Source organism: Nitrosomonas communis, from assembly GCF_024102715.1.
In the GTDB taxonomy this organism is placed as follows: domain Bacteria; phylum Pseudomonadota; class Gammaproteobacteria; order Burkholderiales; family Nitrosomonadaceae; genus Nitrosomonas; species Nitrosomonas communis_B.
This window is the reverse complement of the sequence record NZ_JAGFJM010000013.1, coordinates 1-13102: the sequence shown is the minus strand read 5'-3', so window position 1 is coordinate 13102 and position 13102 is coordinate 1. Positions and strand designations below refer to the sequence as shown.

Annotated in this window: 12 protein-coding genes, 1 tRNA gene and 1 pseudogene; 12 read left to right on the top strand and 2 right to left on the bottom strand. The window is 43.1% G+C overall.

What is annotated here, in order from left to right; translation table 11 throughout:
* Positions 1 to 3 precede the first annotated feature (3 nt).
* From tolA to queC, 6 genes and pseudogenes are all read left to right on the top strand, one after another.
* On the top strand, positions 4 to 1089 hold the full coding sequence (gene tolA / locus J5I83_RS01915; protein WP_304052860.1) for a cell envelope integrity protein TolA: 1086 nt from the start codon (positions 4 to 6) through the stop codon (positions 1087 to 1089).
* Positions 1090 to 1170: 81 nt separating this feature from the next.
* Positions 1171 to 2444: pseudogene (gene tolB, locus J5I83_RS01910) on the top strand (Tol-Pal system beta propeller repeat protein TolB).
* Positions 2445 to 2460: 16 nt separating this feature from the next.
* Positions 2461 to 2982 (top strand): peptidoglycan-associated lipoprotein Pal, encoded by a 522-nt coding sequence (pal, locus tag J5I83_RS01905; protein ID WP_304052858.1) that lies wholly within the window; start codon positions 2461 to 2463, stop codon positions 2980 to 2982.
* The gene (gene ybgF / locus J5I83_RS01900; protein ID WP_304052856.1) at positions 2982 to 3788 is read left to right on the top strand and encodes a tol-pal system protein YbgF; all 807 of its coding nucleotides are present in this window, start codon (positions 2982 to 2984) and stop codon (positions 3786 to 3788) included. Before pal ends, ybgF begins: the two co-directional genes overlap by 1 nt.
* A 47-nt stretch (positions 3789 to 3835) precedes the next feature.
* Positions 3836 to 4525, top strand: a complete 690-nt coding sequence (gene queE / locus J5I83_RS01895) for a 7-carboxy-7-deazaguanine synthase QueE (protein ID WP_304052854.1) — start codon at positions 3836 to 3838, stop codon at positions 4523 to 4525.
* Between the two features lie 56 nt (positions 4526 to 4581).
* Positions 4582 to 5259, top strand: a complete 678-nt coding sequence (queC, locus tag J5I83_RS01890) for a 7-cyano-7-deazaguanine synthase QueC (protein WP_304052852.1) — start codon at positions 4582 to 4584, stop codon at positions 5257 to 5259.
* A gap of 66 nt (positions 5260 to 5325) precedes the next feature.
* On the opposite strand, the gene J5I83_RS01885 is transcribed toward queC, so the two are convergent.
* Positions 5326 to 5706 carry a dihydroneopterin aldolase gene (locus J5I83_RS01885; protein WP_304052897.1) on the bottom strand — a complete coding sequence of 127 codons (381 nt, stop codon included), beginning with the start codon at positions 5704 to 5706 and terminating at the stop codon, positions 5326 to 5328.
* A gap of 116 nt (positions 5707 to 5822) precedes the next feature.
* Between J5I83_RS01885 and plsY the strand changes: the two genes are divergently transcribed.
* Positions 5823 to 6431, top strand: a complete 609-nt coding sequence (gene plsY / locus J5I83_RS01880; RefSeq protein WP_304052850.1) for a glycerol-3-phosphate 1-O-acyltransferase PlsY — start codon at positions 5823 to 5825, stop codon at positions 6429 to 6431.
* Between the two features lie 18 nt (positions 6432 to 6449).
* On the opposite strand, the gene tsaD is transcribed toward plsY, so the two are convergent.
* A complete protein-coding gene (gene tsaD / locus J5I83_RS01875; RefSeq protein ID WP_304052848.1) occupies positions 6450 to 7469 on the bottom strand; it encodes a tRNA (adenosine(37)-N6)-threonylcarbamoyltransferase complex transferase subunit TsaD in 1020 nt (339 codons plus the stop codon).
* Positions 7470 to 7716: 247 nt separating this feature from the next.
* Here tsaD and rpsU point away from each other — a divergent pair, with 247 nt between their 5' ends.
* The 5 genes from rpsU (at position 7717) to J5I83_RS01850 (ending at position 13056) form a co-directional block, all read left to right on the top strand.
* Positions 7717 to 7929 (top strand): 30S ribosomal protein S21, encoded by a 213-nt coding sequence (rpsU, locus tag J5I83_RS01870; protein WP_090670508.1) that lies wholly within the window; start codon positions 7717 to 7719, stop codon positions 7927 to 7929.
* A 44-nt stretch (positions 7930 to 7973) separates the two neighbouring features.
* Complete coding sequence (locus J5I83_RS01865; RefSeq protein WP_304052839.1) at positions 7974 to 8420, top strand: GatB/YqeY domain-containing protein; 447 nt, start codon at positions 7974 to 7976, stop codon at positions 8418 to 8420.
* A 99-nt stretch (positions 8421 to 8519) separates the two neighbouring features.
* The gene (gene dnaG / locus J5I83_RS01860) at positions 8520 to 10322 is read left to right on the top strand and encodes a DNA primase (protein WP_304052837.1); all 1803 of its coding nucleotides are present in this window, start codon (positions 8520 to 8522) and stop codon (positions 10320 to 10322) included.
* A 520-nt stretch (positions 10323 to 10842) separates the two neighbouring features.
* Entirely contained in the window at positions 10843 to 12774 is a 1932-nt protein-coding gene (gene rpoD, locus J5I83_RS01855; RefSeq protein WP_304052896.1) for an RNA polymerase sigma factor RpoD, read from the top strand.
* A 205-nt stretch (positions 12775 to 12979) separates the two neighbouring features.
* Positions 12980 to 13056, top strand: a tRNA-Ile gene (locus J5I83_RS01850).
* Positions 13057 to 13102: the final 46 nt, after the last annotated feature.

Genomic DNA, 13102 nt, shown 5'->3' with positions numbered 1-13102 from the left:
ACGATGAATGTGACAGCTTGGCGCGATGTTTCGCATGCAGAGCCAGGGCTATTGCGGGCTGCTGTACTAGCTCTGCTCGTTCATTTTGTCTTTTTTATATTCATGGTTTTTGGTTTAAGCTGGAAGAATGAACCTCCTGAAACTATGGTTGTCGATTTATGGAGTGAGCTGCCGCAAGCTGTCAAGCCTGCTCCTGTGATTAAACAGACAACGCTCAAGCCTGAATCGGTCAGTGTAGAAACACCTCCGCCGCCCAAAAAAAATACCGCTGAGATCCAGGAGAAAACAGTAAAACATCAGCCGGTAAAGGAGGTGACAAAGCAAGCCGAGCCAGTTAAACAGACGCCACCTAAGCCTGAGCCGGTCAGAGTAGAGCCTCCTTCTCCGCCCAGAAAACCTGCTATCGAGATCAAGGAGAAAATAGTAAAGCCCCGGTCGGTAAAGGAGGTGACAAAGCAACCCGAGCCAGTTAAAGAGACGCCACCCAAGCCTGAGCCGGTCAAAGTAGAAGCACCTCCACTGCCCAAAAAAACTGCTACTGAGAGCAAGGAGAAAGCAGTAAAACCTCAGCCGGTAAAAGAGGTGACGAAGCAGCCTGAGTTAGTCAAAGAGACGCCTGCCAAAGCAGAGCCAATCAAGGAGAAGGTGGCAAAGCCAGAAGTGGTTAAGGAGGCAACGAAAAAAACTGAAGTTGAGAAGGAAAAGCTACTCAAGGAGCAGCAACGTGCTGAGGAAATCAAGCAGCAACGTCAGCAGGAAGCCATTGCACAAAGCACTGCTGCTGAGAAGAACAGGCAGGCAGATGAAATAGCTAAATATAAGGCAATGATCCAGGCAAAAATCAGAAGTCGTATTGTCATGCCGCCCGATTTACCGGGTAATCCAGTCGCTGAGTTCAAGGTGACGCTGTTACCTGGTGGAGAAGTATTGAATGTGGTGTTACGCAGAACGAGCGGTTATGCTGCATTTGATGAAGCAGTGGAAAGAGCTATTTTCTTGTCCACACCGTTGCCGCTACCACCTGATTCGGCGTTATTCAGAGAATTTCGTGATTTTAATCTCACAGTATATTATCGTGAATCGCTTTAATTTTTATAGATTGCAATTTTTTTGAGAGTTGCTGCTATGTGGAACTATTTACATCATATTTCCTTTTATGTGCTTTTCCTGATGCTATCGATTATGCATGCGCCGCTTAATGCTGCGCTGAATATCGAGATATTTGGGGGGGGGCGACCAGAATTCCTATTGCCATTGTTCCGTTTTCTGCTGAATCAAGACTTCCGCAGAGTATAACGGCTGTGGTGGCAGCCGATTTGGAGCGCACAGGTTTATTCAGGTTAATTGAATCATTGGGACACACGCCTCATGAACCAGAAGAGATCATGTATGCAGATTGGCAAAATCGAGGCGCGAGCGCGCTCGTGATAGGTAGCACGACGATGCTGCCGGATGGACGGGTTGATGTGCGCTTTCGTTTGATGGATGTCGCTAAGCGCGCACAGGTGACTGGATTTGCAGGGACGGTTTCAGTCGATCAGCTACGCGCCGCCGCTCATCGTATTGCTGATGTTGTTTACGAAGCGTTGACCGGTGATATTGGAGTATTTAGCACCCGTATTGCTTATGTAATGAAACAAGGCAACAAATATGCGCTGCAAGTAGCTGATTCTGACGGCTTTAATCCTCAGTCAGTCATCGAATATACCGAACCAATTATTTCACCTGCATGGTCACCCGATGGCAGAAAACTTGCCTATGTCTCATTTGAAAGCAAGAAGCCCGTCGTTTACGTGCAAACACTATCAACGCGGGAACGAAAGGCTGTCGCTAATTTTAAGGGGAGTAACAGTGCACCGGCCTGGTCTCCCGATGGCAGTAAACTGGCTGTGGTATTGACTATGCACGGGGGTTCTCAAATATTTCTGATTAATGCGGATGGCAGTGGCTTACAGAGGCTTGCACAAAGTTCTGGGATTGATACGGAACCTAGTTTTTCTCCGGATGGTCGCTCGATTATTTTTACCTCTGATCGTGGAGGCAGTCCGCAAATATACCGTATGGCGATAATCGGCGCTCAAGCGGGCGTAGCTGAGCGCCTCACATTTGAAGGAAATTATAATGTAAGTCCACGCTATAGTCCCGATGGGAAAAGCTTTGCTTACATTCATCGTCATAATGGCAAGTTTAATATTGCAGTACAAGATTTTGCTAGACGACAAATGCAATTACTAACCGATTCAAGGTTTGATGAATCGCCCAGTTTTGCCCCTAATGGCAAGATGATTTTATACGCTACTGAAATAAGCGGACGTGGTATATTATCCGCCGTTTCGAGCGATGGACAAACGAAGCAGCGGCTTTCATCACAAACTGGTGATATTAGAGAACCGGTATGGGGACCCTTGCTGAAATCGCAGCGTATCGGTAACTTCGTTAATTAATTTTATAAGGTAAAAAATGAGAAAAATTTTGAGTGTGCTGACAATTTGTTTATTGTCAGCGTGCGCAAGCCAATCTACACAGCCTACAAGTGAGATGGAGGATCGAACCATGGGTGGTGGGAGTGGTGGCATGGGTACACAGGATGGTATGGGATCAGGTGGGTTCGCCATGAGTCCATTACGAGATCCTTCTAACATTTTGTCCCAGCGTAGTGTTTATTTCGACTTTGATAGCTATACCATCAGAAACCAGTATAGAGAGCTAGTGCTGGCACATGCCAAATACCTGCGAGACAACTCAAATGCAAGGGTATTGTTGCAAGGTAATACAGATGAGCGTGGAAGTCGCGAGTATAATCTTGCGCTTGGCCAGCGTCGTGCAGACAGCGTGAAAAATGCCATGCTGTTGTCGGGTGCGAGTGATCATCAGATTGAAGCAGTAAGCTTGGGTGAGGAAAAACCTCGCGCAGTGGGTCATGATGAGTCTTCATGGATTGAGAACCGTCGCGCCGATATCCTTTATCAAGGGGAATACTAATGCTGGTGCGCGCTTCTGTACTATTGTTTTTGCTTAGTTGTAATGTAAGTTTTGCTGGATTATTCGATGACTCACAAGCACGTGAGCAAATTGAATTATTACATAAACAAATACAAGAGATGGGGGCGCGTATCATTAGCGTAGAAGAAGCTCTTAAAAATCAGGCAATATTAGAACTATATAGCCAGCTCGAAGCATTTAAAATTGAGCTTGGGAAACTACATGGGCAAATTGAAATATTGAATGAAGAAAATAAGCTGTTGAAAAAACAGCAGAAGGATTTTTATATTGATTTGGATAACCGATTGAGACAAGTTGAACCTGCATCTCATGATACGTCGATTAGCCCGAATTCTTCATCAGATACCACGCTTTCTGCCCCTACGACGGCAACCGGCGAAAGGACTGTGGCTGTAGCCCAACCGACAGATGTATCAGAGCGAGATGCTTATAATGCCAGTTATGATTTGTTCAAACAAGGTGATTATTCCAGAGCGATTGCTCAATTTGAAAATTTTCTCGCACGTTATTCTGCTTCTAATTTGGCGCCAGGAGCTGTGTATTGGATAGGTAATGCTCATTATGCATTACGTGATTTTAGATCTGCCATCAATACGCAGCAAAAAATAATCGAAAATTATCCTAATAGCGCAAAAGCGCCTGATGCTATGCTCAATATGGCGAGTAGTCAATTGGAAATGGCTGAAGTTTCTGCAGCTAAGAAAACACTGCAAAACTTGCTCGCTAAATACCCTAATAGTGATGCAGCTGAAAAGGCTAAGCATCGACTCATTAATATAAAATAAAATTTAATAACGAAGAGAGCAATCATTAGTGTGTCTCTTGAGAGGTAATGCATTTTCCCTTTCCGCTACAACAACATTCTGAACAGAAGCTAGAAGCAGAAGTATTGCATATAAGTGAAATATTTTACTCTTTGCAAGGAGAAACCAGTCGGGTTGGTTTGCCGACAGTATTTATTCGCTTGACGGGTTGTCCCTTGCGGTGTGGATATTGTGATACCGCGTATGCATTCACAGGGGGCAGGAACCTGTCAATTGGTGAGGTGATGAACGAAGTTTCAAGTTATGCATCTCGCTATATTACAGTTACGGGTGGTGAGCCTCTGGCGCAAAAAGCTTGTCTGACACTACTTACTGTGCTGTGTGATGCAGGTTATTCTGTTTCTCTTGAAACAAGTGGAGCACTCGATGTTTCTAGGGTGGATAAGCGAGTTTCCAAGATTGTAGATATCAAGACCCCTGGCTCGGGTGAAGTGACGAAGAACCGGTGGTCAAATCTTGATTATTTAACTTATCATGATGAATTAAAATTTGTTTTGTGTGACGAGGCAGATTATCAATGGGCAGCTGGCGTATTTAATGAGCGGCATCTCGATCAGATTTGCCCGGTGCTGTTTTCACCAGTATATGGCCAGCTTGAGCCGTCTCTGCTTGCAGACTGGATATTAAAGGATCGTTTGCCGGTTAGACTACAACTCCAGTTGCATAAAATACTGTGGGGGGAGGTAACAGGACGATGATGATCCGGCAAATATGTTTCTGCGAATTGTTTCTCTATTAAAAATCTTGTGGCTTTATGAGAAAAGCTGTTGTGCTTTTATCAGGCGGATTAGATTCGGCAACGACACTTGCGATCGCGTGTGACAAAGGGTTTGCATGTTATGCCTTGAGTATTGACTATGGTCAACGTCATCAGTCAGAGTTGGCGGCAGCACTGAAGATTGGTCAATCCATGGGTGTCAAAGCACACCGGATCATCAGCGTGGATTTGGGTGTGCTGGGAGGTTCCGCACTCACTGATAAGTCTATCGCTGTTCCTATTGAAGGAATAATGACTGGTATTCCTGTTACCTACGTTCCTGCACGTAATACGATTATGCTTTCCCTGGCATTAGCCTGGGCTGAAGTGCTCGGAAGTCACGATATCTTTATCGGTGTCAATGCTATCGATTATTCTGGTTATCCGGATTGTCGGCCAGACTATATTGAAGCGTTTGAGAAAATGTCGAATCTTGCAACCAAAACTGCCAGAGAGGGGAATAAGCTGACGCTGCATGCGCCGCTTATTAATCTTTCCAAAAAAGAAATTATCTGTCTGGGAGTAGAATTAGGGATTGATTATGGTTTAACTGTCTCTTGTTATCAGTCTGATGAAACTGGATTCGCTTGCGGTCTATGTGATGCATGCCGCTTGCGCAAGGCGGGTTTTAATGCGGCACAGATCCCCGATCCAACACGATATAGAATATCTTGAAGATCTGGCTCAATGTTTTCGTCATTTCCGGATTAAGAGGATTACGGGCTAAATAGTATAAATCTGCTATGCAGGCGAAGGGGTAAGCTGGTATAGCGTTGATTTTCGTTCAATACAGATACCAAGCTTTTTTACTCCTTGAATAATGTCAAGCTTAGCAACGCTTACTTTTACCCATGGTGAATTAAATTCTATCAAGACAATTTGAGCAATATGCTCGGCTAGTGCCTCAAGTAAACAGAAGTGTTTGGTAGCCAAAGTATCATTGATACGCTTGACAATGAGGGAATAATCCAGCGAATCTTCTAGATTGTCGGTAAAACAGGCGCGATTGGTTGGGAGGGCAATTTCAAGGTTAAGCTCAATTGTTTGAGCAATTTTTTTTTCCCATGGATAAATTCCAATGAGCGTTTTTGCTTGGAAGCCTTGGAGAAAGATAGTATCCATCATTCGGATTTAAATGTGATTTATAGTTTTGCTTTGAATTAATTTAAAAAATGTCTTCATGTATTGTTATAGCGATTCTAGTCTATTTATAAAAGTGGTGCTATTTTGGTGATGGTATGGAAATAGGGTTGATGTTGTTAGTAGCTTATTTGCTGGGCTCAATTTCATTTGCAGTAATAGCAAGTTGGCTATTTAAATTGCCTGATCCGAGAACATATGGCTCAAAAAATCCTGGTGCGACCAATGTGCTGCGTAGCGGCAAGAAAGTAGCAGCAGTTTTAACGTTATTGGGTGATGCGGGCAAAGGGTGGCTAGCAGTAATACTCGCCAAATATTTTTCCTTCGCATGGGAACTTGGAAGCGAAGTGATCGCTGGCGTTGCGTTGGCTGTTTTTCTTGGTCATTTGTTTCCTATTTTTCTTGACTTTAAAGGTGGCAAGGGGGTGGCAACATCGGCTGGCGTGCTACTCGGCTTGGATCTTTGGTTAGGAGGGGCAGTGATGCTTACCTGGGCGCTGGTCGCAATAATTTGGCGTGTATCTTCATTGGCTGCATTGGTTGCTGCACTGCTGGCGCCTATTTATGCATATATTTTGTTTGGCCCCGGAATAAATGTCTGGGCCATTACGATGATATCGCTACTTCTTTTTTGGCGGCATAAACCAAATATCATCAATCTGGCTGCAGGTAGAGAAACGCGTATTGGAGAAAAAAGTAAATTGTGATTTGATATCGACTATTTTTTACAGTGTTTCCAGATCCCATCTAGCTCTAACGGTGAAGCTATTCATAAGTTGTTGACAGTTGATGCCTTGCTTTTGTACGCGCATCGCTCCAGCAAAAGCGATCATTGCACCATTGTCTGTGCAGAATTCGAATTCAGGAAAAAAAACTGTTGCCCCCATATTGGTTGTTTCGCGAAAGAGTCTTTTACGTAACTGAATATTTGCGCCTACTCCGCCAGCTACAACGAGTTGACTGAGTCCAGTTTGCACGAGGGCAGACAAGGATTTTTCTGTCAGGATATCGATGACTGCTTCTTGAAAAGAAAGCGCAATGTCGGCGCTGACTTGGTGGGTAATTTTATGATTTTTTATTAAGGTAGAAACAGCGGTTTTTAGCCCGCTGAAACTAAAGTTAAAATCCCCGCTATGCCGCATGGGACGAGGAAGTTTAAAATGACTGGATCTACCACCTTGTTCAGCGAGCGCGGCAAGTGCCCGTCCGCCGGGATAATCTAGCCCAAGAAGCTTCGCGGTTTTATCAAAAGCTTCACCCGCTGCATCGTCGACTGTTTCACCAAGTAGTACATATTGTCCTATGTCATTTACCCTGATCAGTTGGGTGTGACCACCAGAAACGAGTAATGCTAAAAAAGGAAATGTGGGAGATGGTGTCGATAATAAAGGAGACAGAAGATGGCCTTCAAGGTGATGAATATGCAGTACTGGAATACCAAGAGCAAATGAAAGCGCAGAACCGATGCATGCACCTACCAATAATGCTCCTGCCAAGCCAGGCCCTTGCGTGTAAGCAATGGCATTAACTTCCTTCAGGCAAATATTTGCTTCTTTCAAAGCTTGTTTTATAAGAGGGACTACATGGCGGATATGATCACGTGAGGCGAGCTCTGGTACAACTCCGCCATACTCATTGTGGATTTCAGTTTGCGAATATAGCGTGTGACTTAATAAACCATGTTCAGTGTGATAGAGGGCGATGCCTGTCTCATCACACGATGTCTCAATGCCAAGCACAATCATTTTAAATGTAAATATAATTTATACTAAATTTTTCTGTATCTAATTTTATGCCTATTGGGCGCAAAAGGGGCTATCGAAAAGAGATCAATGGTAAAACGCAATTAATGGTTAGTTGATTTTCATTTGATTGTATTGAAGAATTTTTCTTGCGGTAAGCTTTTATAAAAAAAATAATAATGCTATAGTAGCAAGCTTTTTGTAAAATTATTAACATTCAATAGAAGGAGACCGAAAGGATTACTGTTTTATGACCACTGTTAAAGTTAAAGAAAACGAGCCATTTGAAGTTGCTATGCGTCGTTTTAAACGCGCGGTTGAGAAAACTGGGTTACTCACAGAATTGCGTGCAAGAGAATTTTATGAGAAACCAACGGCAGAGCGTAAACGTAAGCTCGCTGCAGCGGTAAAGCGCACCTACAAACGTTTGCGTAGCCAATTACTTCCGCCAAAACTTTATTAGCTGATCAGTAGGTTTATAAGACGAGTTTTTTGGGCTGCTTGATTATGAATTTGAAGCAGAGAATCACAGAAGATATGAAGGCCGCAATGCGTGCCGGTGACTCGAAGAGGCGCGATGCGATCCGGCTGTTGCGAGCAGCAATTAAGCAGCGAGAGGTTGATAAGCGTATTGAATTGGATGATGCGGCGATTATTGCTGTGATCGAAAAAATGCTTAAGCAGCGTCGGGACTCGATTGTGCAATATGAGGCAGCGCGCCGGCAGGATTTGGCTGATGCTGAGAAATATGAGGTAGACGTATTGCGCGCCTATATGCCGCAGATGTTAAGTGAAGTTGAAATTGATAATATAGTGAATGAGATTGTCGCTGATGTGGCAGATACGGGGCAGCAGCGAATGGGGAAGATCATGGCGTTGCTAAAGGCTAGGCTGGCTGGATGTGCGGATATGGCTCAGGTGGCTGCGCTGGTGAAGAAAAAAATTTCTTCTTGATTTTATTGGATGGATATTCGTTTTAAGTTTGCGTGAGTCAGTGGTAAGGGTTTGGCGATTTCTTTAATAATCAACTAACATATTGACTTACTTTAATAAATGATTGCTCAATCGTTTATTCAAGAGTTGCTCAGTCGCATCGATATAACGGATGTAGTCGGGCGTTATGTGCCACTCAAGAAAGTCGGTGGCAATTTTAGCGCATGTTGCCCCTTTCATGATGAAAAAACCCCATCATTTACGGTTAGTCCCGCTAAGCAGTTCTATCATTGCTTTGGTTGTGGTAGACATGGCAATGCCATTAATTTTCTGATTGAGCATAATGGAATGAGTTTTATCGATGCAGTTGAAAATTTGGCTGTCTATGCTGGATTGCAAGTTCCAGTTCGACCAGCTGCGATGACTAGCTCTCATGTGTCGGAATCCCATTTATCCGCTGCTAAAAAAGAAGGTGAGCAAGATAAGGCGGGAGGATCTATGCATCGTATGGTTGAATCGATGAGCATTGCAGCCCGATATTATCGTAGACAGCTCAAGAATGCCAATCATGCTATCGATTATTTGAAAAAACGCGGTTTAACGGGAGAAACAGCCGTTCGTTTTGGAATTGGTTATGCGCCGCCTGGTTGGCAGAATCTTGCTGCTGTGTTTTCTGATTATTCGTTAAATCAGGCGGAAAATGTACTGGTAAAAGCGGGTTTAGTGGTATCGGGCGACGATGGTAAGCATTATGATCGTTTCCGTAATCGTATTATGTTTCCAATTCTCGACCAGAAAAGCAGGATAATTGGGTTTGGTGGTAGGGTGTTGGAATCCGGAGAGCCAAAGTATTTAAATTCTCCCGAGACGCCTTTATTTACAAAAGGACGCGAGCTTTATAATTTATTTGCCGCTAGTAAAGTGATCCGTAAATCAGGTCGGGCTTTGGTGGTAGAAGGATACATGGATGTAATCGTGCTTGCACAGCATGGTATTGACTATGCGGTTGCAACTCTTGGAACGGCTACCACACCTTTTCATATACAGAAGCTTCTGCGCCAAACTGATGAAATAATTTTTTGTTTCGATGGCGACAATGCAGGAAGAAAAGCGGCTTGGCGGGCGCTTGAAAATAGCCTCACTCAATTAAGAGATGGAAAGAAAATAAATTTTTTGTTTCTGCCCGAGAATGAAGATCCCGATAGTTATATTCGTAAGTTTGGGAAAGAATCGTTTGAAGCGCTTTTGGAGCGGGCACAACCTCTGTCAGAGTTTTTTTATGGTGAGTTATCTGCACGTGTGAATCTTCAAACGAGCGAGGGTCGTGCTGGATTGGTGCAGCATGCAAAACCGCTGCTAGCTCAAATTGGTGCTCCAGTTCTTGCTCTTGTGCTGATAAAGCGACTATCACAACTCACTGCTATTAACCAAAATGAATTAGAGGAGATATTGCAATTTAAGCGAAAGAGTTCATTATCCCTCTCGAGTCCGAAAATGAAGCGACCGCAACCAACTACACCCTATCGTAAATTAATACAGTTGATCCTGCATAATCCTGCATACGCTGGGAAGTTAGATAAGAATGTGCTTGCTGGTTGTGATGAACAAAATGATGAAAAAACGCTCTTACTAGCGCTAGTAGATTTTTTTAATTCTTTCCCACCAGAGGTCTTAAAAGATGCGGCATCGTTGTCAGTTAAGGCATATTTCTGTGATAGCCCTTGCTATGAATTGCTGGAAAAAATAGAGGAAGAGGTAAATATATGGGAAGAGGGTATGGACATAGAGGCAGAGTTTGTTGGGGTGTTGTTGCGGCTGCAAGAGATGCAGCGCAAGCAAAGAATGGCGGTATTGCAAAGTAAACCTCTAAGCATGCTGACTGTAGAGGAAAAGCGGGAATTGCAGCAATTGGCTATGTCGTGAGGATTGTTATCAAGTTGTTACTATAATAAATAAGGTATCTGGATGCCAGTTGGTGAGAATGACTTTCATTTTGAACTTTTCATTGATTAATTGAACAAAAAGAGGGCCGGCGTTGTGGCGTTAATAGGTTACAGGGTATAAATGAAGATGAGCTCTTTGGGGGGGGCGTTATCTAGATGAAAAGAAGCGGTATGACAATTTTTTGATATACTTAAAATTTAAGACTTTATTTATCTTTATCAACCGGAATTCAGCAAATAGATATTAATGGTTAGCGGTAACCTGGAAGGAAATTAATAGCTTAACAAATATTAATTCTTAAATAGAAAATAGGCCTTGTTGCTAAAATGAATGGGTGCGCATAGAGAAGAGACGGCTATAAAAATAGAGGTTGAATTTTTTAGGAATGGTTCAGGATACTTAAAAAAATATGGCTACAAAGCGATCAACATCAGAAAAAGACATAGAAAATCCAATTGCTGCTGAGCACTTGGAGTTAACCAAGATAAAATCAGTGAAAATGAGAGTATCAAAAAAGAATAAAGCGCCAAATAATGATCAAGTAGAAGAGATTGTGGAGGAAACTTTATCTTCTGCGCCTCAAGATATCGAGGCGCGAAAGATGCGGCTTAAAAAATTGATTGTACAGGGCAAGGAACGTGGTTATTTGACTTATGCTGAGATTAATGATCACTTGCCCGATGATATGCTAGATGCTGAGCAAATTGAGGGCGTCATTAGCATGATCAATGATATGGGAATATCGGTTCATGATGAGGCGCCAGATGCAGAAGCATTGCTTATGTCTGATACGGCAACCGCTGTAACTGATGAGGACGTAGTTGAAGAGGCTGAAGCTGCCCTTTCAAGTGTAGATTCGGAGTTTGGACGTACTACTGATCCAGTGCGCATGTATATGCGTGAGATGGGATCTGTTGAATTATTAACACGCGAAAGTGAAATAGAAATTGCAAAACGTATTGAAGATGGCTTGAGACATATGATCCAGGCTATTTCTGCGTGTCCAACGATTATTGCGGATATTCTGGATTTGGCGACGGAAGTAGAGAATGATCGGTTGCGTGTTGATGAATTGGTCGATGGTTTTCTTGATGATGATACTCAGGAAATTCTTAATGAAGAGCTATCTGATGAGACACTGGAGCAGGATTTTATTTCTGATGATATGGAAGATGAGGGCGGCGTTGCAGTCGCAAGCGCCAGCTTGATTAAGTTAAAGAGCGATGTATTAGAGCGTTTTGTAGAGATTCGCAAAGCTTATAATGAAATGCAAAAAATAGTCGAAAAGAAAAGTGCGCGAGAAGATAAAAAATATAAAGCTCTGCAGGAGAAAATTTCATCCGAGCTTATGGCGATGCGCTTTTCAGCTAAAATGGTAGAGAAATTATGTGATACACAACGCGATCTCGTTAATGAAATTCGCGGTTGCGAACGAAAAATTATGGATCTATGTGTATCTAAGGCGGGAATGCCACGCAATCATTTTATCAAATGTTTTCCTGGCAATGAGACAGATTTGGATTGGGTTAGATTGGAGGTTGAGTCTAACAAGTCTTACGGTCAGTCATTGAAACATTTCATGCCAGCTATTTTGGAGCAGCAGCAATGTTTGCTTGCGTTACAAGAACAAGCCAAGATTCCTATTAAAGAATTGAAAGAAATCAATCGTCGCATGACCACTGGTGAAGCTAAGGCGCGACGTGCAAAGCGTGAGATGACAGAAGCTAATTTGCGATTGGTGATTTCGATTGCAAAGAAATATACTAATCGTGGATTGCAATTTCTAGATCTCATTCAAGAAGGTAATATTGGCTTGATGAAGGCCGTTGATAAATTTGAATATCGACGTGGTTACAAATTTTCTACCTATGCAACATGGTGGATACGTCAGGCAATAACGCGCTCTATTGCCGACCAGGCTCGTACGATTAGAATACCGGTTCATATGATCGAGACGATTAACAAAATGAATCGTATTTCACGTCAGATCTTGCAGGAAACTGGGCAGGAGCCGGAGCCAGCATTACTGGCGCAAAAGATGGAGATGCCTGAAGAGAAGATTAGAAAAATTCTCAAGATTTCTAAAGAGCCAATCTCCATGGAAACACCAATTGGTGATGATGAAGACTCGCATTTGGGTGATTTTATTGAGGACTCATCAACTGTGGCACCTGCTGATGCTGCTGTTTATGCAAGTCTACGTACCGCTACTAAGGATGTGCTGGATTCCCTTACGCCACGTGAGGCAAAAGTTCTGCGCATGCGTTTTGGTATTGAAATGAATACCGATCATACCTTGGAAGAGGTTGGAAAACAGTTCGATGTTACACGCGAGCGTATTCGACAAATTGAAGCAAAGGCATTGCGGAAGTTGCGACATCCAGCTCGTTCTGATCGTCTGCGTAGCTTTTTGGATACGGGAAACTCATAATTTTTTATGCAAGTAACGCATTGCGTTATAATGTTTGCATTTGGGAATGTAGGGATTGTTGGTGCGCCAATTTGGTGAGTAGTTGAGGCGCGGAGATGTTTGATTCGTAATAAGAAGACGAAAGACGTTAATCAGTTATTCCTGATTGCTGGAGAAGAGATAAATATTTGCTGCGGTTTATTCATGGTAAGTTGATTGTTCGTATGGGTCTGTAGCTCAGTTGGTTAGAGCAGGGGACTCATAATCCCTTGGTCGCTGGTTCGAGTCCAGCCAGACCCACCATAAAATCAAGAGATTAGGGGTTTTCTCTAGTCTCTTTTTTATTGGG

Excerpts from the sequence above, each read along its gene's own strand:
- rpsU (WP_090670508.1), top strand. The coding sequence starts at position 7,717 with ATGACCACTGTTAAAGTTAAAGAAAACGAGCCATTTGAAGTTGCTATG.
- J5I83_RS01885 (WP_304052897.1), bottom strand. The coding sequence starts at position 5,706 with ATGGATACTATCTTTCTCCAAGGCTTCCAAGCAAAAACGCTCATTGGA.
- dnaG (WP_304052837.1), top strand. The coding sequence starts at position 8,520 with ATGATTGCTCAATCGTTTATTCAAGAGTTGCTCAGTCGCATCGATATA.
- J5I83_RS01865 (WP_304052839.1), top strand. The coding sequence starts at position 7,974 with ATGAATTTGAAGCAGAGAATCACAGAAGATATGAAGGCCGCAATGCGT.
- queE (WP_304052854.1), top strand. The coding sequence starts at position 3,836 with ATGCATTTTCCCTTTCCGCTACAACAACATTCTGAACAGAAGCTAGAA.
- tolA (WP_304052860.1), top strand. The coding sequence starts at position 4 with ATGAATGTGACAGCTTGGCGCGATGTTTCGCATGCAGAGCCAGGGCTA.
- tsaD (WP_304052848.1), bottom strand. The coding sequence starts at position 7,469 with ATGATTGTGCTTGGCATTGAGACATCGTGTGATGAGACAGGCATCGCC.
- queC (WP_304052852.1), top strand. The coding sequence starts at position 4,582 with ATGAGAAAAGCTGTTGTGCTTTTATCAGGCGGATTAGATTCGGCAACG.
- plsY (WP_304052850.1), top strand. The coding sequence starts at position 5,823 with ATGGAAATAGGGTTGATGTTGTTAGTAGCTTATTTGCTGGGCTCAATT.
- rpoD (WP_304052896.1), top strand. The coding sequence starts at position 10,843 with ATGAGAGTATCAAAAAAGAATAAAGCGCCAAATAATGATCAAGTAGAA.
- pal (WP_304052858.1), top strand. The coding sequence starts at position 2,461 with ATGAGAAAAATTTTGAGTGTGCTGACAATTTGTTTATTGTCAGCGTGC.
- ybgF (WP_304052856.1), top strand. The coding sequence starts at position 2,982 with ATGCTGGTGCGCGCTTCTGTACTATTGTTTTTGCTTAGTTGTAATGTA.